This window comes from Streptomyces sp. NPDC004031, from assembly GCF_053604375.1.
On the sequence record NZ_JBSGHL010000005.1, the window covers coordinates 126,171 to 148,637 of the forward strand.

At 76.3% G+C, this 22,467-nt stretch carries 13 protein-coding genes; 8 read left to right on the forward strand and 5 right to left on the reverse strand.

Annotated elements, in window-relative coordinates; all coding sequences use genetic code 11:
• Window positions 1-23 precede the first annotated feature (23 nt).
• The 5 genes from ACWERV_RS04755 to ACWERV_RS04775 all read right to left on the reverse strand — a co-directional run bounded on the left by ACWERV_RS04755 (window position 24) and on the right by ACWERV_RS04775 (window position 6,463).
• Window positions 24-557, reverse strand: coding sequence for a potassium-transporting ATPase subunit C (locus ACWERV_RS04755; RefSeq protein WP_452928764.1), 534 nt, complete (start codon window positions 555-557; stop codon window positions 24-26).
• Between the two features lie 72 nt (window positions 558-629).
• Window positions 630-2,711: a potassium-transporting ATPase subunit KdpB gene (gene kdpB / locus ACWERV_RS04760; RefSeq protein WP_452928767.1), complete on the reverse strand. Its 2,082-nt coding sequence runs from the start codon at window positions 2,709-2,711 to the stop codon at window positions 630-632.
• Between the two features lie 69 nt (window positions 2,712-2,780).
• A complete protein-coding gene (gene kdpA, locus ACWERV_RS04765; protein WP_452928769.1) occupies window positions 2,781-4,478 on the reverse strand; it encodes a potassium-transporting ATPase subunit KdpA in 1,698 nt (565 codons plus the stop codon).
• Complete coding sequence (gene kdpF / locus ACWERV_RS04770) at window positions 4,478-4,567, reverse strand: K(+)-transporting ATPase subunit F (RefSeq protein ID WP_452928771.1); 90 nt, start codon at window positions 4,565-4,567, stop codon at window positions 4,478-4,480. Before kdpF ends, kdpA begins: the two co-directional genes overlap by 1 nt.
• A gap of 204 nt (window positions 4,568-4,771) precedes the next feature.
• Window positions 4,772-6,463 (reverse strand): phytoene desaturase family protein, encoded by a 1,692-nt coding sequence (locus ACWERV_RS04775; protein WP_452928774.1) that lies wholly within the window; start codon window positions 6,461-6,463, stop codon window positions 4,772-4,774.
• 349 nt (window positions 6,464-6,812) lie between these two features.
• On the opposite strand from ACWERV_RS04775, the gene ACWERV_RS04780 reads away from it, so the two are divergent.
• The 8 genes from ACWERV_RS04780 to ACWERV_RS04815 all read left to right on the forward strand — a co-directional run bounded on the left by ACWERV_RS04780 (window position 6,813) and on the right by ACWERV_RS04815 (window position 22,236).
• Window positions 6,813-7,007, forward strand: coding sequence for an ammosamide/lymphostin RiPP family protein (locus ACWERV_RS04780; RefSeq protein WP_452928776.1), 195 nt, complete (start codon window positions 6,813-6,815; stop codon window positions 7,005-7,007).
• 57 nt (window positions 7,008-7,064) lie between these two features.
• Window positions 7,065-8,852 carry a hypothetical protein gene (locus ACWERV_RS04785; RefSeq protein ID WP_452928778.1) on the forward strand — a complete coding sequence of 596 codons (1,788 nt, stop codon included), beginning with the start codon at window positions 7,065-7,067 and terminating at the stop codon, window positions 8,850-8,852.
• The gene (locus ACWERV_RS04790; protein WP_452928781.1) at window positions 8,852-11,299 is read left to right on the forward strand and encodes a lantibiotic dehydratase; all 2,448 of its coding nucleotides are present in this window, start codon (window positions 8,852-8,854) and stop codon (window positions 11,297-11,299) included. The genes ACWERV_RS04785 and ACWERV_RS04790 overlap by 1 nt, the downstream gene beginning before the upstream one ends.
• Window positions 11,296-13,599: a lantibiotic dehydratase gene (locus ACWERV_RS04795; RefSeq protein ID WP_452928784.1), complete on the forward strand. Its 2,304-nt coding sequence runs from the start codon at window positions 11,296-11,298 to the stop codon at window positions 13,597-13,599. The genes ACWERV_RS04790 and ACWERV_RS04795 overlap by 4 nt, the downstream gene beginning before the upstream one ends.
• Before the next feature lie 610 nt (window positions 13,600-14,209).
• Window positions 14,210-15,742, forward strand: a complete 1,533-nt coding sequence (locus ACWERV_RS04800) for a hypothetical protein (RefSeq protein WP_452928787.1) — start codon at window positions 14,210-14,212, stop codon at window positions 15,740-15,742.
• Entirely contained in the window at window positions 15,732-18,044 is a 2,313-nt protein-coding gene (locus ACWERV_RS04805) for a lantibiotic dehydratase (protein WP_452928790.1), read from the forward strand. The genes ACWERV_RS04800 and ACWERV_RS04805 overlap by 11 nt, the downstream gene beginning before the upstream one ends.
• A complete protein-coding gene (locus ACWERV_RS04810; RefSeq protein WP_452928793.1) occupies window positions 18,041-20,950 on the forward strand; it encodes a hypothetical protein in 2,910 nt (969 codons plus the stop codon). Before ACWERV_RS04805 ends, ACWERV_RS04810 begins: the two co-directional genes overlap by 4 nt.
• Window positions 20,947-22,236: a metallopeptidase TldD-related protein gene (locus ACWERV_RS04815; protein WP_452928796.1), complete on the forward strand. Its 1,290-nt coding sequence runs from the start codon at window positions 20,947-20,949 to the stop codon at window positions 22,234-22,236. The genes ACWERV_RS04810 and ACWERV_RS04815 overlap by 4 nt, the downstream gene beginning before the upstream one ends.
• Window positions 22,237-22,467: the final 231 nt, after the last annotated feature.

The window sequence follows — 22,467 nt, forward strand, 5'->3', positions numbered from 1 at the left end:
AGCCGCGCGGGAGTGGCGGTGTGCTATCGCTCCCCGGCCAGTGCCTCGTTGAGTTCGAGGACGTTGACGTAGGGGTTGCCGAGGAAGCCCCACTGCCGTCCGTGCACATGGCCGGCGACGAGTGCGCGGACCCGCTGCTCGGGAAGGTGCCTCGCCCTGGCGACCGCGGCGACCTGCGCGTAGGCGGCAGCGGCGCTGATGCCGGGGTCGATGCCGCTGCCGGAGGCGGCGACCAGGTCGGCGGTGGGGGTGATGCCCTGCTCGCGCAGGTCGGCTATGCGCTTGCGGTAGGTGTCGACCAGCACCTGGGAGCGCGGTCCGAGGTTGGAACCGCCGGTCGCGGTCGGGTCGTCGCCGTCGGGACGGCCCTGGAACCACTGCGGCCCCTTCCACTGCTGCCCGACCAGCGTCGAACCGTGCGGCCCGAGCGACCCGTCGGCCTGGTGGCGGAACAGCAGATGGCCGATGCCGGTCTCGGCCAGCGGATAGGCCAGTCCGAGAAGGACGAAGAAGATGGCCGAGACGGTCACTCCCCGCCGCAGATTCACCCACAACATGACGACTCCATGGTGATGTTCCGGTCCGGTCCCGCGCGGCGCGGGCGGTGCGGCCGTTCTCCGGCCGGGCGGTCAGTAGGCATGCACGGCGGTGAGCAGGAGGTCCACGAGCTTGATCCCGGCGAAGGGGATGACCAGCCCGCCGACGCCGTAGATCAGGACGTTGCGGCGCAGGATCGCCGTCGCGCCCGAGGCGCGGAAGCGGACGCCGCGCAGGGCGAGCGGGATCAGCGCGACGATGACCAGGGCGTTGAAGACGACCGCGGACAGCACCGCGGACGTCGGGCTGTGCAGCCGCATGACGTTGTAGGTGTGCATCTGCGGGAAGGTCGTCAGGAACAGCGCCGGGATGATGGCGAAGTACTTGGCGACGTCGTTGGCGATCGAGAAGGTGGTGAGCGCCCCGCGGGTCATCAGCAGCTGCTTGCCGATCTCGACGATCTCGATGAGCTTGGTGGGGTTGGAGTCGAGGTCGACCATGTTGCCGGCCTCCTTCGCGGCGGTGGTGCCGGTGTTCATGGCCACCCCCACGTCGGCCTGGGCGAGCGCGGGGGCGTCGTTGGTGCCGTCCCCGGTCATCGCGACCAGCTTGCCGCCGTCCTGTTCGGCCTTGATCAGCTGCAGCTTGCGTTCGGGGGTCGCCTCGGCCAGGAAGTCGTCCACCCCCGCCTCCTGGGCGATCGCGGCAGCGGTCAGCGGGTTGTCGCCGGTGATCATCACCGTGCGGATGCCGATGGCCCGCAGCTCGGCGAACCGCTCCGCGATGCCCTGCTTGACCACGTCCTTCAGCTCGATCACGCCGAGCACCCGCGGTCCGTCGGCGACCACCAGGGGGGTGGCGCCGGCCCGCGCGACCTGCTCCACGATCGGGTCCAGCTCCGCGGGCGGCTTCCCGCCCTGCTCGACGACCCAGCGCTTGACGGCGTCCGCCGCGCCTTTGCGGATACGCCGGTCCGCGGTGTCCAGCCCCGACATGCGGGTGGTCGCGGTGAACGGGACGAAGGTGTGGGAGGGGCCCAGCTCGCGCTCGCGCAGCCCGCAGCGCTCCTTCGCCAGGACGACGACGGACCGCCCCTCCGGGGTCTCGTCGGCCAGTGACGCCAGTTGGGCGGCGGCGGCGAGGTCGTCCTCGCCGTGCCCGCCGACCGGGTGGAACGCCGAGGCCATCCGGTTGCCGAGGGTGATGGTGCCGGTCTTGTCCAGCAGCAGCGTCTGCACGTCGCCCGCGGCCTCGACCGCGCGCCCGCTCATCGCGAGCACGTTGCGCTGCACCAGCCGGTCCATGCCCGCGATCCCGATCGCCGACAGCAGCGCCCCGATGGTCGTCGGGATCAGGCAGACCAGCAGCGCGACCAGGACGACCACGGATATGTGCGCGCCGAAGACGCTCGCCATCGGCTGCAGGGTGACGACGACGGGGACGAAGATGAGCGTGAGGGCGGCGAGCAGGATCGACAGTGCGATCTCGTTCGGCGTCTTCTGCCGCTTGGCGCCCTCGACGAGGCGGATCATCCGGTCGAGGAAGGTCTGCCCCGGTTCCGCGGTGATCCGGACGAGGATCCGGTCCGAGAGCACCCGGGTGCCTCCGGTGACCGCGGAGCGGTCGCCGCCGGACTCGCGGATCACCGGCGCGGACTCACCGGTGATCGCGGACTCGTCGACCGACGCCGCGCCCTCGACGACGTCGCCGTCGGAGGGGACGACGTCCCCCGCCTCGCAGACCACGACGTCCCCGACGCCCAGTTCGGCCGCCGCGACGAGCCGCTCGGTGCCGTCGCCCGGCACCAGCAGCCGGGCCTGCGTCTCGGTGCGGGTACGGCGCAGGGTGTCCGCCTGCGCCTTGCCCCGGCCCTCGGCCATCGCCTCGGCGAAGTTGGCGAACAGCACCGTCAGCGCCAGCCACACCGTGACCAGCCAGGTGAACACGCTGGGGTGCGCGACCGCCTCGACCAGGGTCACCACGGTGCCGATCAGCACCACGAACATGACCGGGTTCCTGATCTGCGTCCGCGGGTCCAGCTTGCGGACCGCGTCCACCGCGGCCTGCCGCAGGATGTGCGGGTCGAACAGGCCGCGCCCGTTCACCACACCGCGCGGTCCTCGTGGTGCGTCGGGCCCCACGTCCGGCGTGTCGAGGACAGAGACGTCCGACATCACAGTTTTCCTTTCCACACACGCGACGACCGCGTTGACAGGGGTGTTCGGCGTTCGGCGGGCACCGGCTCACGCACCCGGGAAGAGTCCGTGGCTGACCTGTTCGACCAGCGGCCCGAGGGCCAGCGCCGGGAAGAAGGTCAGCGCGCCCACGATCAGGACCACGCCGGTGAGCAGGCCGACGAACATCGGCTTGTCGGTGCGGAAGGTGCCCAGCCCGGCCGCGACGGGCTTCTTCGCCGCCAGGCCGCCGGCCAGCGCCAGCACCGGGATGATCATCCCGAACCGGCCGAGCAGCAGCCCGATCGTGCCGGTGATGTTGTAGAACGGGGTGTTCGCGCTCAGGCCGCCGAACCCGGAGCCGTTGTTGTTGGTCTGCGACGTGTAGGCGTAGAGGATCTCCGAGAAGCCGTGCGGCCCCCCGTTGAGCGGTCCCGCCCTGCCCGCGCCGACCGCGGCGGCCACCGCGGTCAGCACCAGCACCGTGACCGGCATGACCAGGACCCCGAGAGCGGCGAGTTTCACCTCTCTGGCCTGGATCTTCTTGCCCAGGTACTCCGGTGTCCGCCCGACCATCAGCCCGCCGATGAACACCGTGATCACCGCGAACAGCAGGATCCCGTACAGGCCCGTGCCGACGCCGCCGGGGCTGACCTCGCCCAGCATCATGCCGGTCAGCATCGCGAAACCGCCGACGGGCGTGTACGAGTCCGCCGCCGAGTCCACGGAGCCCGTGGACGTCTGGGTCGACGTCACGTTGTACAGCGCGGAGGACGGGACGCCGAACCGGCTCTCCTTGCCCTCCATGTTGCCGGTGCCGCTGTCGCTGACGCTCGTGGACGCCATGGCCGGGCTGCCCTGGTGCTCGGCGACCGTCGCCATCGTCAGCCAGCCCGCGAAGAGCACGGTCATCACGGCGAGGATCGCCAGGCCCTGGCGGGTGCTGAAGACCATCTTGCCGAACACGTAGGTGAACGCCACCGGGATGCACAGGATCAGCAGGACGGACATCAGGTTGGTCAGCCCGGTGGGGTTCTCCAGCGGGTTGGCACCGTTGGCGTTGAAGAATCCGCCGCCGTTCGTGCCGAGTTGCTTGATGACCTCCTGCGAGGCCATCGGACCGCGGCCCAGCAGCTGGTGCGCCCCGTTCAGCGAGTCGTGGACCGGCACCGCGCCGGCCATGGTCTGCACCGCGCCCTGCCCGATGAAGACGATCGCCGCCACGAACGCGATCGGCAGCAGCACGTAGAGGGTGCCGCGGACGAGGTCCACCCAGAAGTTGCCGATCGTGGCCGAGTCCTTGCGGGCGAAGCCGCGCACGAGCGCGATGGCCACCGCCATTCCCACCGAGGCGGAAAGGAAGTTCTGCACCGCCAGCGAGCCCATCTGCGACAGATAGGACATCGTCGTCTCACCGGAATACGACTGCCAGTTCGTGTTCGTCACGAACGACACCGAGGTGTTCCACGCGGTGTCCGGCCGTACCGCGCCGAAATGCTGCGGATTGAACGGCAGGGACCCCTGGAGCCGGAATATCCCGTAGGTGACGAGCAGCGCCACCGCGCTGAAACCGACCACCGACGCGGCATAGCGCTGCCATGTCTGCTCCGCGTCCTGCGACACCCCCAGCGACCGGTAGACCGGCCTTTCCAGCCATCTCAGCCAGCGGGAACGCCCTTCGTACACCGCGACCATGTAGGCGCCCAGAAAGCGCCAGCACAATCCCAGCACGGCGACCATCACCACGACGGTCCATGCGAACGCCATCAGAAACGCTCCGCTTTGAACAGTGCCACGCCCAGATAGCCGAACATGACGACCGACAACACCAGCAACACCACGTCCGTCGCGCTCACACCCGCTCCAAGCACCACGTCAGGCCGAGCATCGCGGCGACGAAACCGGCGATCCCGATCACAACCCAGATATCTCCCATGGGCGCAGCATGGCGCCGCGCCCGGTGGCGGCGGGGTGAACGCGTCCGGGGCGCCGGTGGAGTAGAGGTGAACGAGGCGCCCGGGGCGGTCCGCCCCTGGCCCCGGCCGGTGTCGCCGCGCCCGCTAGCGCGCGGCCCGCCGCGGTGTTCCGGCGGCGGGCACGTCCGGGCGGGCCGGGAGCGGCGGGGCCTTCGGCGGCCGGGCGGCGGTCCCGAGCAGGCCCGCCCACAGGCGGGCGCGGCCGGTGCGGTCGAGGGCCTCGTGGGCGGCGAGGAGGCCGCCGGTGACCGAGCCGACGAAGCCCCCGGCCAGGCAGTCCTGGCCGGACAGGAAGAGGCCGTCGATACCGGTGCGCGGGCGGATCCAGTCGGCCGTTCCCGGGGTGCGCCCGTCGCCGAAGGAGGCCACGTCCTTCGCGAGGCCGTAGAGGCTGCCGCCGGGCCAGCCGGTGAAGTGCTCGGCGGTCAGCGGGGTGCCGAGTTCGTGGTGGGCCACCCGGCCCCTGGTGCGGGGCAGGCGGCGGTGGAGCAGGCCGAGGAGCTGTGCGGTGAGGTCGGCCTTGAGGGCGAGGTAGGCCGGGTCGCGGTGGTGCCACCGGGAGCCGTGGAAGGGCGCGAACAGCTCGGGGCGCACGTAGGCGAGGATCTCGCCGGTCGAGCGGCCCGGGTGGCGCGCGCTCCAGGTGGGGTCCTTGGCGCAGGCGAAGGAGAGGAAGCAGCCGCTGGTGCGCCCGCCCGCGCCGTCGAAGAAGGCGTCGCAGTCCTCCTCGGTGACCAGCAGATTGTGCCGGGGCAGGCCGAGTTCGGCGGGATCGCCGTCGAGGCCGAGGAAGAGCAGCACGAACGGGGATCCGCGCCGCATGCCGTCCAGGCGGTCGGCGCGGCCGTCGGGGATACGCGGCAGCAGGGTGCGGTAGGTGTGGTGCGCGCCCGCCGCGCTGACGACCACCGGTGCGCGCACCCGGGTGCCGTCCGCGAGCGTCACACCGGTCGCCCGCCGCCCTTCCAGGTCGATCCGGGCGACCGGCGCCCGTACGAAGACCTCGCCGCCCGCGGTACGGATCGGCTCCAGCATCGCGCGGGCGATGGCGGTGCTGCCGCCCACCGGGTACCAGGCCCCGGTCCGGAAGTGCTCGAACATCACCGCCAGGAGGAAGAACGGCAGCCGGGCGGTGGAGTCGGCCAGCAGCAGCGCGCTGCGGGTCAGCAGTGCCTGCCGCAGCCGCCCGTCGCCGATCAGCTCCTCCACCACCTGCCGGGCCGGCCGCATCGCCTCCGCCGGTACGGCCGCCGCCCGGACGAGCCGTCCCAGCCGCCGCGCCAGCGGGCCCGACAGACGGCCCAGCGCGAGCGCGGGGAGCACCGTGCGGCACCGTCCGACGAGTGCGAACAGCGCCTCGATCCCGGCCCGTTCGGCGGGGAAGCGGGCGACCAGCGCCTCCCGGTGGGCGTCGAACCCGACGGGCGCGCGGTGGACCTCGCCCGCCAGCCAGTACTCCTCGTACGGGTCGCCGAGCGGGGCCCACCGCAGGGCGCCGCCGGTCAGGTAGTCCGAGAGCACCCGGACCGGCTCGCGCCGCCCCAGCTGGCCCACGTAGTGGATCCCGACGTCCCACTCCCAGCCGCGCCGCCGGTAGGCGTGGGTGTAGCCGCCCGCGGTGTAGTGCTGCTCGAAGACCGCGACACGGCGCCCCTGCCGGGCCAGGCACACCGCGGTGGTCAGCCCGCCGACTCCGGACCCGACCACCACGGCGTCGTACGCGTCCGCCACCGCGCCTTGCGCGGGCGGCCGCCCCACCAGCACTCGGTTCGCCACGTCCACCGCTCCCTTCCGCACGGGCGGACGAGCGCCGCCCCGTACGGCCGGGGTCCGCCGCCCGGTGGAACGCGGTGGCCGGCCCGGGGTTACGGCCGCCCGCCCGCCGCCACCTGAACGCCGCCCGGCGCGGCGGCGGTGCCGAGCGCGGGGGCGCGAGGGCGCGCGGGCGGGGCGGCGGTGAGCGCCGGCGGACGGGCGGGGGCAGTGGGCGTCAACACGGCGCGAGCTGCGGGTGATTGCGCAGAGCATCCGAGTAGATGCGGTGAGTGAGGGGTACTCAGTTGGGTGTGAGCGGGTGCAAACCGGGCGTACGGGCTCGGCCTTCGCGTTCGGCACCTCCCGACCGATGTCCGACACACAGGGGATGCAGATGGAAGACGTCAAGGACGAGGCAGTGACCGACGGTCCGGACGCCACGGACGAGCCCGACGAGCTGGACGAGCTGGACGAGCTCGACGACGTGGCCGAACTGGACGACGTGGACTTCGTGTTCGAGGAAGTCGAGAGCAAGATCGCGCCGCTCGCGCTCGCGACCGTCTGACGGACGGGCGCGCGGGGCGCGGGCAGCGAACGCCGGTAATCCACACGGGGGTGGCAGGTGGCAGGGGAGACGTCAGCGCTGGAGATCGACCTCGGGACGGGTCCGTCCGAGGGGTTCGCGGGGCTGCGGCGGGCGATCGGCGCGCTGCGGGACGCGGGCGCCGACTTTGGACCGCTGAGCCGGCTGCGGCCGGGCGAATGGGAGGTCCTGGCACCCCCGTGCGGAACGTCCGGCGGCGGGCAGCCGCCGGGCCTGCTGGACGAGACGACGATCCCCGCCTCCGAACGGCGGCTGCACCGCGAGTCGGAGCACACCTTCCGGGTGCTGTCGGCAGCGGCCGTGGCCCTCTGCCGGGGATCACAGGAAGTGGGCCGCCCCGTGCTCCTGCGCGGCACCGGCACCACCGATCTGCCGACGCTGCGCGGCCTGATCCGCACCGCCGAGTACCAGCGGGCCACCGGCGTCGGCACCCTCACGATCGCCCCGGCGGAGGACACCGGGGCGGGCCCGGCGGACGGCGGGCCGCTCGACTTCCGCGCCGAACGGACCCGCTGCCTGCGGCTCGCGGGCGCCGCGCCGCTCCCCCCGGGCAGCAGGCCCCGGGCCGCAGGGACGCCCCCGGCGGCCGCCGCCACGGCCGAGGGCCGGCTCTTCCACCAGGCCCTCGACACCTCCGCCGACGCGGTGGACCGGCTGCGGGCGGCCGTGCAGTACCTCCTGCTCGCCTTCACGAGCGCCAACTGGGAGGGCGCGGCGCTGGTCGCCGCCGGATGCCTTCCGCTGACCGACACGCTGCCGCCGGGTGCCACCGCCCGGCTCGCGGACGGTCTGACGGCGCACGGCACCCAGGCGTTCGAGCTGGAGCCGGAGATCTTCCGGCACCCCGCCGACGTCCGCGCCTTCCTGCTCAAGGCACTCGGCATCCAGGCCACCTTCCGTGAGCGGCACGACGACGCGGTGGTCTGGTTCCGCGCCATGCGCGCCACGGACGGGCCGCTCTCCCCCGAAGCCCTGGGCCAGTCGCACCTGCTGGCCGCGCTGACCCTCGTCAAACGCCGCAACGCCCTCACCGAGGCGGTGGGCGAGGTGGAGGCGGGGCTGGCGGCGCTGCCGGCCGCGCCGGGCGAACCCGACTCCGTCCGCCGGGAGCGCGGCTGGCTGCACAATCTGCGCGGGCTCACCCTGACCGTGCAGCGCGACCTGGTCGGGGCGCTGCGGCACGAGCAGGAGGCCTGGGCGAGCCTGCAAGGCCTGACCGACCCCAGCTCGGTGCATCTGCGGGTGAACCTCGTCTCCAACATCAGCGTGCTCCAGGAGAAGGCGGGCAAGCACGCCCAGGCCCTGCGCACCTGGCAGCGGTTCGGCGGCTCCGGCTTCACCACGGACACGAAGTTCGTCAAGCACCACGCCTACCGCGCCGGAGGGCTCTCTCTCGCCGTCGGCGACGCGGACGGCGGCACCGCGCTGCTGCGGCAGACGCTGGACCGGTGCCGGGACATGACCGACGACTTCCATGTCTTCGAGGTCTCCGCCGAACTGGGCGCCCTGCTGCTCGGCCGGGGCGACACCGCGGCCGCCGCCGGGTACTTCGAGGAGGCGAACAGCGCCGCGACCGCCCTCGGCGACCCCTACCGCACCGCGCTGGCCCGCACCGGCCGCGCGCTCGCCGCCGGGCGCCCGCCCGCCGCCGCGCTCGGGGAACTGGCTCTGCGCAGCAGCACCAACGCCTCCCGCGCCGAGGCCCTGGCCGCATGCGTACGGGCGGGGAGCACCGACCGGGCACGCGCCCTGCTGCCGGCCGTACGCACCAAGCTCAACCGCCCCTTCGACCTGGTGAACTTCTGATGGCCCCCGGCGAGCCCCCGCCCTGGCGGCTGGTCCCGCGCTTCCTGCTGCGCCGGGCCGGATTCGGGTTCGACCTGCTGGAGCCGGTGGGCGACGCGCGCGTGGCGGACGCGGCAACCGCCTACCGGGCGGCCGTGCGCGGGTGCGAGACGGCGCGTCAGGAGCTGCTGCGCCGCCGGCTGCCGGCCGCCGTCGCCGCGGCGCGGGCCGCCGAGGACGGGACGGCGCTGCGGGCGCTGTCCGCGCTGCGCTCGGCCGCGGGCCGCCGCCGCCAGCCGGGCGGCAAGGCGGCCCTCCTGGAGCGGCCCTTCCCGGCGGAACTGACCGCCGCTGTCGACGGCTACACGCTCGCCCTGGCGGAGCGCGGACGGGCGGCGGACCGGCTCACCGCCGCGCTGGGCGACGAACGGGACGCACGGCCCGCCCGGCTGCGCGGCTGCCTGGACACCCCGGTCCTGGACGCGGTGCTCCAGCTCGCCCCGTCCTTCTACGACAGCCTCGTCCGCTGGGCCGACCAGCAGCACGCGACCGGCGGCGCCCGTGAAGGGGCCCTGCTGCGCCGCCTCTACCTCTACCTCCAGCGGCTCGCCGCGAAGAACGAGACCACCAGCTTCTTCGGCCCGCTGGTGCACGGCGTCGTCGTACCGGAGGACAGCGGCGTGCGGTTCGGGCCGCAGGCCCCCGGCGGGGTGCGCCGCACCGAGGCCTTCCTGGCGTTCTGGGCGGTCGACGCGCTCGCCCGGCGGATCGCGGCCGATCCGCTGGTCCGTCCGCGGATCCCCGTCGAACGGGTCGCCGCCGTACGGGTGGACGGCGAGGTGCTGGGGCTGCCCACCGGCAAGCGGGTGCGGCTGACACCGGCCCTGGCGCGGCTGGCCGCGTGCGTGGACGGGACCGCCTGCGCCGGGGACCTCGCGCGCGCCGCGGAGCTGCCGGTGGCCGAGACCGACCGGCTGCTGGCCACGCTGGAGCGGCTCGGCGCGGTGCGCGTCCGGCCCGAGCCCGCCTCGACCGCGCCGCTGCCCTTCGGCGAACTGCTCGCCTTCGCCGACGTCCACGCCGCCGGTACCGGCTGGCCGGAGCGGCTGCGCGCCCTCCACGACCGGCTGGAGCGGTACGGCCGGGCGCCTGACCCGGCCGCGCGCCGCGCCGAACTCGACGCGCTGGAGCGGATGTTCACCGACATCGCGGCCGTGCCGCCACGCCGCTCCGGCGGCCGGATGTACGCCGACCGCATGGTCGCCTACCTCGACTGCGAGGGCGACCTCGGCCCCGTCCGCCTGGGCGCCGACCTCGCGGAGCGGATCACCGCCGAACTGGCCCCGGTCCTCGACCTCGGCGCGCTGTTCGGCGAGCAACTGCACCGGGCGCACCAGCGGCTGGCATCGGAGGTGCTGGAGGCGGCCGGTGTGCCGCGCATGCCGTACGACGCCTTCGTCCGCGCCATCGGCGCGAGCGCCGCCGCGGGCGGGCTCGCCCCCCATCTGGCGGCGGCCCGTGACCTGCACGACCGGCTGGCCGCCCTGGTACGCGACCGGACGCGGGACGGCGTCGCGGTCCTCGCCCCGCAGGAGCTGCGCGCGCTCGGCGCGCCGGACCGGCGGCCCCGCTTCGCCAGCCCCGACATCCTGCTCCGGGGGGAGACCGACGGGGGCGGTGACCACGGCGGCCCCGCCCTGGTGCTCGGCGAGGTCCACCCGTACATGTTCGCGTGGGGCTCCCAGGGCCGGTTCAGCCCCGACCCGGAGGGCCTGCAGCGGGACTGCGCCGCCGACCTGGAACCGTGGGGCGGCCGGGCGGCGATGGCCACCGTGCTGCGCCGCCGGGCCCACAAGGGGCTGGTCTCGGCCGCCTTCCCGGGGCGCTTCGTCGAGGTCACCGCCCGGTCCGGCGCGGCGGGCCGGAGCGTGCCCGTCACCGCGCTGCACGTGGAGCGCGACGCCTCCGGCCGGGTGCGGCTGCTGGAGGGCGACCGCGAACTGGTGCTGTACGCGGGCGAGAACGACCACCCGCACCTGGCCGCCTTCGCCCCGCCGCCCGCCCTGCGCCTGCCCCTGGTCCGGTTCGGGGACGAGGCACCGCGGGTGGTGGTCGGCGAGCTCGTCGTGCAGCGCGCCTGCCGCTGGCTGCCCGCCCGGCTGATCGCCCCGCCCGGCGGCACGCCCTCGGCCGCCGCGGCCTATCTGCGGGTCCAGGAGCTGCGCGCCACCCGCGGCCTGCCCCGCTGGGTCTACGCGCGGATCAGCTCCGAACCGAAACCCGTCTGCCTGGACCTGGACGCCCCGCTCGCCGTCGAGGTGCTGGTGACGCTGGCCGCGGCGGCGGGCGACGAGCCGGTCGCCCTCACCGAGATGCTGCCCGAGCCCGGCGCCCTGTGGCTGCGCCGGCAGGGCCGTCCCACCACCTCCGAACTGCGGATCGCGCTCACCAGGGCGGGTACGCGATGAGCGGCGGCCTGGCGCGAGGGCCCGCCGGCACCGGGGACGCGGGGGCGGGCTCGTGGGTGCTGCTCCCGACGCTGGTGGTGCGCTCCGCCGGATTCCCCTGGGATCTGCTGGACACGCTGGTGTGGCCGCGCACCGCCTGCGCGGTGGAGGAGGTGTGCGCCGCGCGGGAGGCCCTGCGGGAGCTGGCGGCGCAGGCGCTGCCGACCGGCCGGCTCTCCCGCGGCCAGACCGCCCGGCTCCGCAACCTGCGGCCGCTCGGCCCCGACGCCCCGCTGGCCGCCGACTGGCTGGCCGCCTGGAACGGGCTGGCGGGACGGCTCGCCGCCGCCGAAGAAGAGCTGGTCGCAGCCCGGGAGGCGGACACGGCCGGAGCCGCCGGGGCGCTGCGCACCCTCACCGCCGACCCGCGCTTCCGCGACGCCGTCGTGTGCTCCCACCCCGGGGTCCACCGGGATCTGTGCGCCGCCGACGGCCGGGAGCCCGGCACCCGGCTGCGCCGTCAGATCGCCGCCTACGCCCAGCGGTTCGCCGCCAAGTGCGAGACGATGAGCTTCTTCGGTCCCGTCAACTACGCGCTGCTCGACCGCGCCCAGCCCCTCACCGATCCGGAGTGGGAAGGCGGCGGCACCTGCCCGCAGCGCCGCGCCTACCCGGCCGCGTGGATCTGGGACGCGCTGCGCACCCGGTATCTGGCCGACCCCGAGCGGGCGGCGCGGCTGGTGCCGCGCCGCAAGACGCTGCGCCGGGCCGAGGCGGCGCTGCGCGGCGAGCCCGCCGCGCTGCGGGTGCACGAGGCGGCGGACGGCCGGCGCACTCTCGGCGAGATCGGCCGGGCGGCGGGGCTGAGTCCGTCCGAGGCCGCGCGCGCCCTGGCCGTGGCGCTGGAGCGCGGTGTGCTCGGCTGCGACGCGCTGCCCGCCGACACCGACCCCGACCCGGTCCGCGCGCTGCTCGCCCGCTCCCCCCGGGATCCGGGACTGCGCGCCGTCGCCGAGCTGCTGGACCGCTTCCCCGCCGCCGCGCCCGGCGACAAGGCCGCGCTGCTGGCCGAACTCCCCGCCCTCGCGGGGGCGGAGCGGGGGCCCGCCGCCGACCGGGGCAAGTTCTACAACGACCGCTCGCCGGTCCACGAGGCGGCCGTCGGAAGCCTGCGGCTCACCGTCGGCGGCGCACTCGCCGAGGACCTGCGCACCCGGGTGCCCGCCGCGCTCGACGCGCTGGCGATGGCCGCGCGCCGCACCCGGCAGGCCGCGAACCGCGCGCTGGCGCGCTCGCTGGGCAGCGGCACCTTCCCGCTGACCCGGGTGGTGCGCGAGCACTCCGCCTTCCCCGTCACCCCCGACCCGTGGTTCACCGAGGTGGTCGCGGCGGCCGTCGCCGAATCCCCCGCAGCGGCCGACATCGACCTCGCGCCCGCCCTGGCCGCCGCGCCGCGCCTGCCCGTGGGCAGCCCGGCGGACTGCCTGCCGGTGCTGTGCTCGGTGGACGTCATGGTGGCCGCGTCCAGCCTCGCCGGCTACCGGCCGGGGAACACCCCCCTGGTGGTCGGTGACGTGCACGACGCGCCGCTGCTCACCCCGTGGGCGCTCCAGTTCCACCCGCGCGGGGCCGAGGTGGTCGCCGAGCGGGACCGCGCGCTGGCCGCCGTGCTGGGGCCGGTGCAGGCGCTCAGCGTGGTGGCCCGGCGCAGCACCGGCCTGCCACCGCTGCGCTTCCCCGGCAGGCTGCTGGAGCTCGGCGCGGTCCGCGGTCCGGGCGAACGGGTCTGCCTGGACGAGCTGTTCGTCGTCAGCGACGGCCGCAGGGCCCGGCTGCGCGCCCGCGGTGTCCCCGGCGAACTCCACTTCCACAACGGCGAGCTGGACAGCCCGCTGCACACCGCGCTGGCGCTGCCGCGGCTGCGGCCGCCGGTGCTGCCCGACGTCCCGTACCTGCCGCGGCTGCGGCACGGCAGCGTGGTCCTCGCCCGCCGCCGCTGGCGGCTCGACGCGGACGTGCTCGGGGAGGCCCTCGGCGCGGCCGACCCGGTGGAGCGGCTCACCCGGCTGCGCGAGCGGACCCGCTCGGCGGGCATGCCCCGCGCCTTCTTCGCCAAGGCCCCGCACGAACGCAAGCCCGTCTACGTCGACACCGCCGCCCCGCTGCTCGTGGACGGTCTGGCGCGGCTGGCACGCGGCGCCGAGCGGGTGTACGCGACGGAGGTGCTGCCCGGCCCCGACGCACTGTGGCTGCGGTCCGGCCAACGGCGGCACGCGGCGGAACTGCGCTGCGTCTACCTGGAGCGGGGGGCACCGCGATGAACACGCCCGCACCGCCCGTTCCGGTGATCCCGCCGCTCCTGGACCCGACGCCCGCCTTCGGCGGAAGGCCGGCCGAGCGGGCGGGCAACCTCAACACCGCCTTCCGGCAACGGCCGTGCACCTCCGGCACGGCCCCGGCACACGCAGCGGCGGGTGCGGCAACGAGCACGACCGCACCGCCCCTCCCGACGCCCGCCTTCGACCGACGACCGAGCCAGCGGACGGCCGACCCCAACACCGCCTTCCGGCGACGACCGTGCACCTCCGGCACGGCCCCGGCACACGCGGCGGCGGGTGCGGCAATCAGCACGCCCGCACCGCCCCTCCCGACACCGGCCTTCGACCGACGACCGGGCCAGCGGACGGCCGACCCCAACACCACTTTCCGGCAACGGCCGTGCGCCCCCGGCACGGTCCTGGCACACGCGGCAGCGGGTGCGGCAACGAGCACGACCGCACCGCCCCTCCCGACGCCCGCCTTCGACCGACGACCGGGCCAGCAGACGGCCGACCCCAGCACCGCCTTCCGGCAACGGCCGTGCACCTCCGGCACGGTCCCGGCACATACGGCCCAACCGCGCCGCGCCCACCCGGAACGGGAGGCACGACGATGAGCACTCCCCCACCGCCCCTCCAGGTGATCCCGCCGCTGCTGGACCCCACGCTGACCTTCGACGGACGGCCGGGCGAGCGGACGGCCGACCTCAACACCGCTTTCTGGCAACGGCTGTGCGCCCCCGGCGCGGTCCTGGCACACGCGGTCCGGCTGGATTCTCCGCAGGCCGAGGAGGGAGCGGCGGGTGCGGGGCCGGAACGCGGTACCGCGTGCCTGCTGGCGCTGGCCGCGGCGGACGCGCTGGGCGAGCCCGCCGGTTCGGCGGCGCATCTGCTCGGGCTGGCCGCGGCCGCCCGGGTGCGGGGCGCGGGTGACGCGGGTCTGACCGTCGCGGTGGACGACGTCCACCTGGTGACCGGCTCGACCCAGTCCAGCGCCGACGTGGCGCGGGCCGCCGCGCGCAGCACCCTCATGCTGCCCGAGGTCGAGGCGGGCGCGGCGCTACTGCGGGCAGCGGGGCCCGGAGTGCGTGTGATCGTCCATGCCGACCAGCAACTCCCCGCCGTCCTCGGCATCCTGGGCCGGGCGCCCGCCTGCGCGCCCGTCCTCACCGGCGCGTTCATCCGCGACCACGTGGCGGCCCTGCGCCGGGTGCCCGCGCTGGCCGCGGCCCGGCTGCTCCCCGAGGCGCCCGAGCTGCCCGGCGCCCGGATCGGCGGTCTCGTCCCCGCCGGGCGGGACGCGTCGCGGGGCGTGTCGCGGGACGCCGTGTGGGTCACCGAGGCGGATTCCGTTCCGGCCGCCGGGCCGTGGGCGGGCTGGCTGGACGCCGCCGGGGCCGCGGGACTTGACCCGGGTCGGCGGGAGCGCTGCGTGGGCCTGGTGGTCACCGTCGCCCGGCTGGACGAGTGGGACCGCGCGTGGGACGCCGCCGGCGGCCCGTACGACCTGCGGCATGTGGCCGTGCTGGGCCGCCGGGTGCCCGTCGCCCTCGATCTGCTGGCCGGAGCGCCGGGGGTGACGTACGAGGACCTCGACCGCGCGGTGGCCCTCGCGGCGGGCAGCGGCGTACGGATCGCGGGCTGCCGCCCCTTCCGGCTGGCCGCAGGTCACCCGGGCGGGGCCTGGGCCGGTGTCCCGGTGCACACCGCCGCCGAGCCCGGTCACGACCTCGCCCGCTGGGCCGCGTCCGCCACCGCGCCGGACACCGCCGCGGGCCCCTACCTCGACCGGCTGGCCCGGCAACACCCGCTCTTCCCCGGGCGGCTGGCCGCCGCGCTGTTCGCGGCGGACGGGCACCCGGCGGACGGCGGGACGTCCTGGAACCCGGTCGTCCGCCAGGTGCGCACCCGGCACGCCGCCCCGCCGGGCACCGCACCGGGCGACTTCCTGGTCGACCTGCGCACCGGCCGGATGAACCGGCTGAGCGTCCCGCTGGCCGCCCTGACCACCGCCCTGCGCCGCGGCGGCCCCGCCGCCTCCGGCGCGCTGCGGCGCCTGCCCGGCCCGCGGCGGGCGGCCCTGCTCGCCGCCCTGCGCACGGCAGGGGCCCTGCTGCCCGACGGGAGGCCCACCGATGCGGCGTGACTGGAGCCTGGGCCCGGTGTTCGTGCTGCGGCACGCCGGGATGCCGTTCGACTGGCTGGAGGGGCTGGGCGCCGGTCCCGCGCTGCTCACGGCCGCCGACGAGGTGCTGGCCCGCGCGGACGCGCTGCTCGCGGCCGCCGCCGTAGGCGGGCGCGTCCCGCAGGGCGTCGAGGCGGCGGTGCGGCGGCTGGAGCCCGCCCTGCTGCCCCGGACGACCGCCGGGTGGGAAGCCGCGGCCGACCGCTGGTCCGGCGCGGTGCGGCGCTATCTGGCCGCCTTCGAGGACGCCCAGGAGGCGGCCACGGCGGGGCTCGCCGCACTGCTCCGCCGGCCGGAGGTCCAGGAGGCGGTCCACCTGTCCAACCCCGACGTCCACCGCAACATGCTGGAGCCGTTCCTCGCCCGTGGCGGGCCGCTCAACGCCGCCCGCCGCCGCGCCCGGCGCCAGCTGTACACCTACCTTCAGCGGTTCTGCGCGAAGAACGAGACGGTCAGCTTCTTCGGGCCGATGGGCTACGGCCGGACCGTCCCCGGCGACCGGGTGGTGCTGCGCACCGGCCTGCCGCGCCGCCGGGAGGTGTTCCTCGCCTCGTGGGCGGCCCGCGAGCTGGCCGCCGCGATCGCGGGCGACCCGCGGCTGCGGACCGTCCTGCCCTTCCGGCCCACCGGGCGCCCGGCGGCCACGGTTGACGACACCGCGGCGCTGCGCGCGGTGCCCGCGGACGGCGCCGCGCTGCCCGCCCTCGCCGCCGCGCTGGGCAGGCCCCTGCGGGAGACGGCCGTCCGGCTGGGAAGGCTCGTCGCCCAGGGGGCGCTGGAGTTCGGCGTCGCGGCCGGGCCGTACGACCTCGACCCGCTGGGCACCATGCTGGACGGCCTGGGCCGGATGCCGGAGGCGGCCTCCCGCACCTCCTGGCCGGCCGTCGTGCGCGAACTGCGCGACCTGCTCGCCGAGGTCGCGGACACCCCGTTCCCGGCCAGGAGCGCCGTGGTCGCCCGGCTGGAGGACGCCTTCACCGCGGCGACGGGGAAGCCCGCGCGGCGCGGCGCGGGGGCGGTCTACGCCGATCGCGCGGTCTTCTACGAGGAGTGCTCCTCGCCGTTCGCCCTGGAGGTGGGCGAAGGGGTCGCCGCCGGGTGGGGGCGCGCGCTGGCCGCCGCCCTGGAGCTGTCCACCGCGCACGGCGCCGAGGTGCAGACGGCTGCCCGCCGCCGGGTCGCCGCGGCCCTCGGCGCGTCCCCGGCCGGGGCGTCCCCGGCCGGGGCGTCCCCGGACGGCGCGGACACGCCGGACGGGCCCGTCGAACTGACCTTCCGCGCCTACGCCGAACGGCTGTCGGGCGTCTTCGACCCGGGCGGCAGCCGGTTCGCCGCCGACCACGTTCCCCGGTACCCGGCCGCCGGGGCGGAGAAGCTGGTGGCGCAGATGGTCGCCGCCGCGGAGCGCCTCCCCGGTGACCGCTACGCGGTGATCGACCTGTGCCCGGCGGCCGCGGACACCGACGGCCTCGCCGGTGCCGAGCTGGTGCTCGGCCGGTGCCACCACCATCTGCTGACCGACGGCTGGCTGGCGACCATGGCCCCGGACCGGGAGGCGTTCGGCCGCGCCGCCGCCGAGTGGCTGGCCGGGCACCCGCACGTGGTGGGCCTCGACGTGGGCCGCCGCAACAAGGGCTACTACCGCTTCCCCGGCACGCGGGTGCCCGTGCGCCCCGCCTCGCACACGGACGGCTCCGGTGTCCTGTGGCCCGAGCAGCTGACCGTCACACTGTCGGGCGCCGGGCGGTGGCCGGCGGCCCGGCGCCCCGACGGCAGCCCGGCGACGCTGTACATCCCGCTCAGCGACCACGTGAAGTACCCGCCGTACGCCGCCCTGTCCGAACCGCAGGTGGCGCACGCCGCGTTCGACGGGACCGGGCCCGGCCCGGCGGGCACTCCCCCGGTACGGGTCGGCGGGGTCGTCTACCAGCGGCCCCGGTGGACCCTGCCCGCCGAACCGTTCGCCGCGCCCTCCCCGGCCGCGCGCTTCCTGGCCCTGCGCCGGTTCGCCGCCACGCCGGGCGCGGGACGGTTCGTCTTCTGCCGCACCGACCGGGAGCGCAAGCCGTACCTCGTGGACCTGGCCTCGGTGCTCGCCGCGGACCTGCTCGGCTACGTCGCCGGACGCGCCCGGACGCTGGCGTTCGAACAGATGCTGCCGGGACCGGACGCGCTGTGGCTGCGCGACGCCGAAGGACGGCGCTACACGTGCGAGTTGCGCGTGCAGATGACCGGCCGCGACCGTCAGGAGGCGGGATCGTGACCGCACACCGACCGCCCACGAACCCGGTAGTAGGCCCGCCGGTGGGCGCCGCCCACCGACCCCCCGGGGACCCGGCGGCGGGCGCCGCCCCGGACGGCAACGCGACCCCGCACCAGCCCTCCGCGAACCCGGCGGTAGGTGCCGTTCCAGACGGGAACGCGACCGCCCACGGGTCCGCCGCGGACCCGGCGGCGGGTACGACCACGAACGGCAACACGACCGCCCACCGACCCCTCACCGGCCCGGCGGCGGGCGAGCCCACGCATGCGACCGCAGACGGGAACGTACCCGTACCCCCGCCCTCCGCAGCACCGACCACAGGCGCGGCCCTGGACGACGACGCGACCCCGCACCAGCCCTCCGCGGGCCCGGCGGTAGGTGCCGTCCTGGACGAGAACGCGACCGCCAGCGGGTCCTCCACGGACCCGGCGGCGGCTACGGCCCCGGACGGCAACACGACCGCCCACCTGCCCTCCGCAGAACCAGCCACAGGCGCGGCCCCGGACGACGACACGACCCCGCACCAGCCCTCCGCGAACCCGGCGGCGGGTACGCCCATCGGTGCGGCCGGGGATGCGGTACGGACCGCACACCAACGCCCCGCGGGCCCGGCAGTGGACGCTCCCCGGGACGACAACGCAACCGCCCACCAGGCCTCCCCGGACCCGGCCGCGGGTACGGCCCCGGGTACGGCCCCGGGCGGGAACGCGGCCGCCCGCGAGCCCGTTGCCGGTCCGGTGGCGCCCCGCGGCGCCGTCGTGGCGCTCCCCCGGGGGGAGTTGCGCTTTCGGCTGCACCGGCACGCCCTGTTGCGCGGCGCCGGGTTCGACGTCCGTCCGCTGGGCGCGCTGCACCGTCCGGCGCCGCTGCGCGACGCGCCGGACGCCTCCGCGGAGGACGTGGCCCGCGAGCACGCCGAGGCGTTGGAGGCGGGCCTGCGGACGGTGCGGGAACTGCTCGGGCGGGAGCGGCTGCGTCAGGCGGTCGGCATCTCCAACCCCGTTTTCCACGCGGTCGCCTTCGGGCCCGGCCGTCCGCTCGTGTCGGCGACGCCCTACGCCGCGCTCAACGGGCGTGGCAGGCGGCAGGTCAGGACCGGCCACCGGTACGTGCGGCGGCTGCTGGCCAAGACCGAGACGAACGCCTTCTTCGGTCCGACCGTCGCCGTCAGCTGGGACGGCGACGCCCCCGCGGCCCTGCTCGTGGGCGCGCCCGGTGCGGAGCGGTGTGCGCTCGGGCTGAGCCACTGGGTCACCGCGGAGCTCACCCGCCGGCTGCGACGGGAGCTGCCCGCGGCCGAGCGCGGGTGGCGGCGCGACCCGTCGTGGCGGCTCGGCGCGGCCGGTCTGGCGTCCCCGCTCACCGGTCGCCGGATCGCCCTGGACGAGGCCGCGGCCGTCGTCTGGGCGCACTTGGCGGAACCCGCGTGCCCCCGGGAGCTGACGGCGGCGACGGGGCTTGCCACCGCCGAAGTGGCCACCGCCCTGCGCCTGTTGCTGCCCGCGCTGCTGCCGTGGCCCGAGCCCCCGGCCACCCTCAACGACGGCCTGGGCTGGGTGGAGCGCGCGTTCCCCGGACGCCCGCTCGTCGCGGAGCTGGCCGCGCTCACCGCGCAAGCCGCCCCGGACGCCGATCCGCTGGCGCTGCGGACACGTATCCGTACCGTGCTGGGCGGCGCCGGGCTGGAGACCTCGCGGGCGAGCGGCAGGCACTACGCGGACCGCGACGCGGTCACCGAGGACCGGGCCGGCCGCTGGAGCGGCAGGATGCGTCTGGGCGCCCCCGCGCTGGCCTCGGCGACCGCGGCGCTGGGCGACGGGCTGCCGCTGCTCGTGCTCGGCGCGCTGCTGCGGCAGGCCGACGCGCGCGAGGCGGTGCGCGCGCACACCCGTGGCCGTACGGCGGGCCTCCTGGAACTGGCCCGGCGGCCGCCCGCCCCCGTGACGCGGCGCGCCGACGAGCTGGCACGACGGCTGGACGCGCTGCTCCCGGACGGCTCCGACTGTCTTCCGGACCCGGAGGTCCGCTGGGATCCGCCGGCCGTGGCGGCGGCCGTGGCCGACCTCTGGCGCGGTCTCGAACCACTGCCCGACGACCAGTTCGGCTGTCTGCCCGGCGCCGACCTGATGTGCGCGAACGGCGGTCCGGGCGAGGGCACATGGGTGCTCTCCGAATGCCATGACGACAGCAGCAGCGCGCTCGGCGGCATCACCGCGCGGGTCCAGCCCGCGGGCCGGTTCGCCGAACTGGCCGACGCCGTCAGGGTCTGGCTGGACACGAACCGGCTGGCCACCGTCGTGGGCCGCCGCCGCAGCCGCCACATCACGCCCGAACTGCCGGGCCTGCGCATCGAGTTGTCGGGGGTGGCGGCCGGTCCGCGCGAGCGGGTGGTGCCCGCCGCGGAGGTCGAGGTCTCCGCGGACGGCGCCCGTGTGGTGCACGGCGGCGTCCGGCACCAGCTCTATCCCGGGGATGTGCCCGGTCCGCTGTTCGCCGCGCTGTCCCTGCCGTGCGTGACGCCGGTGGCGGTGGGGGCCGGGCGGCCGGTCACCCCGCGCGTCGTGCTCGGCGGGCTGGTCCTCCAGCGGCGGACGTGGCGGATCGGGCTGCCCGCCCTGGGCGACGGCGTGGCGGGCTGGCGCGCCGCCCGTGCGTGGCAGCGGGCGTGGGGCATGCCGGACCAGGTCTTCCTGCGGCACCCCGGGGAACCCAAGCCGCTGCTGGTCGACTTCGGGGACGCGCTGGCCGTGGCCGATCTCGGCCGCCTCGCCCCGGGCCCGGTCGGCTGCACCGAGGTGCTGCCCGCGCTCACCGACACCTGGTGGTGCCGACCGGCGCCCCAGCCCGCGGAGCTACGGCTGCCCGTGCTGGTGCGCTGGGAACCGGACGGAGGGCGGCAGCGGTGACGGCGGCGGGCGCCACCCGGACGGTGGTCTTCGCGGAGACGGCGGCGCGCACCTCGCGCGCCTACGCCCCCGGTCTGCCCGTCCGGCAGGAGCGGACGGTGCGGCGCGGCATGTGCGTCGAGACGCACACCGCGGCGGGCGGGATGCGGCACGCCTTCGCCGACGGCGCCGCGCTGCTCGGCGCGCCGGTCCCGCGGCTGTCGCCACCGGCCGCCGCCGAGGCCCGCCGCGCGGTGACGGCCCTCCCCCCGGAGGTGTGCGCCGCCACGGACCGCGCGCTGCGGGAGAGGGCCCGGGGGGACGTACGGATCGTCTGGTCGCGGTACTGGCAGCGGGTCGCCGCCGGACCGCCCGAACTGCTGCGCGCCGACACGCGGTCGCTGTGCACCGCGGAGGTGCAGCTTCTCGCCGCATCTCACGACGCGCGGGGCGGCGCCGCGCTCTCCGTCGCCGTGCCGTGGGACGTCTCGCGGCCCGAGGAGAGCGCCGCGGCGCTGGACGCGGCGGTGGCCCGTCTGCGGGAGGCCGCCGCGCTGCCGGGCCGTCCGCTGCCGCGCCGCCCGTGCCCGGTCGTGCTGGACGCCGGACACGCGGGGGCGTTCTTCCACGAACTCGTCGGCCACCCGCTGGAGGCCGACGCGGTGCTCGGCCGCTCCAGTTACCTCGCCCGGCGTCCGGGCGAGCGGGTGGCTCCCGGGTGGTTCACGGTGGACGACGGCGAGGGCGGCGCCCGCGGCGGTGTCAGCGCCCGCTTCGACGACGAGGGCACGGCGGTCCGACAGACCCGGCTGATCGACGCCGGACGCGTCGCGCACCCGCTGACCGACACCGCGTCCGCCGCGCTGCTCGGCACGCCGGGCTCCGGCCACGGCCGCCGCCTGGACTACCGGCACTGCGTGCTGCCGCGTATGCGGCACACCGTCGCCTCGGCGAACCGCCCCGCTGCGGGGCCGCCCGCCCCGCTGCCGTCCGGGGTCCGGCTGCACCCGCGCGGCCTCCAACTGCGCTGGATGAACATCCTCAGCGGCGACTTCGAGTTCGCGGCCGCCGACGCGATCCTCGTCCAGGACGGGGCCATGACGGCGCGCACCGGACCCGTGCGGCTGACGGGCACCGGCCTGCACGTCCTGGCGGCCCTCCGCCCGGCGGACACCCACCCCGCCGCGTGCGGCGCCCGCGCCACCAAGGGCTGCGGCAAGCTCGACCAGTTCCCCCTGCCCGTGAGCTTCGCCAACAGCACCCTGTGGCTCCCCGAGGGGGTGCTCCGTGCCGACACCCCCGCCTGAGCCCCCCGCGCCCCGCACCGCCAAAAACCCCACACACACGACCACTGCCTCCCCCCGCCAACCCCCGCCACCAGCACCCTCCAGCTCCCCGAGGGAGCGACCCACGCCCACACCACCGCCGGAACCCCCCGCACCCCGCACCGCCGGCGGACCGGGCGCCCCTCCCACGTCCCCCTCGGGACCCTCCAGCTCTCCCGCGGCCTGCCTCTCGGGTGGAGCGGGTGGCGGGTG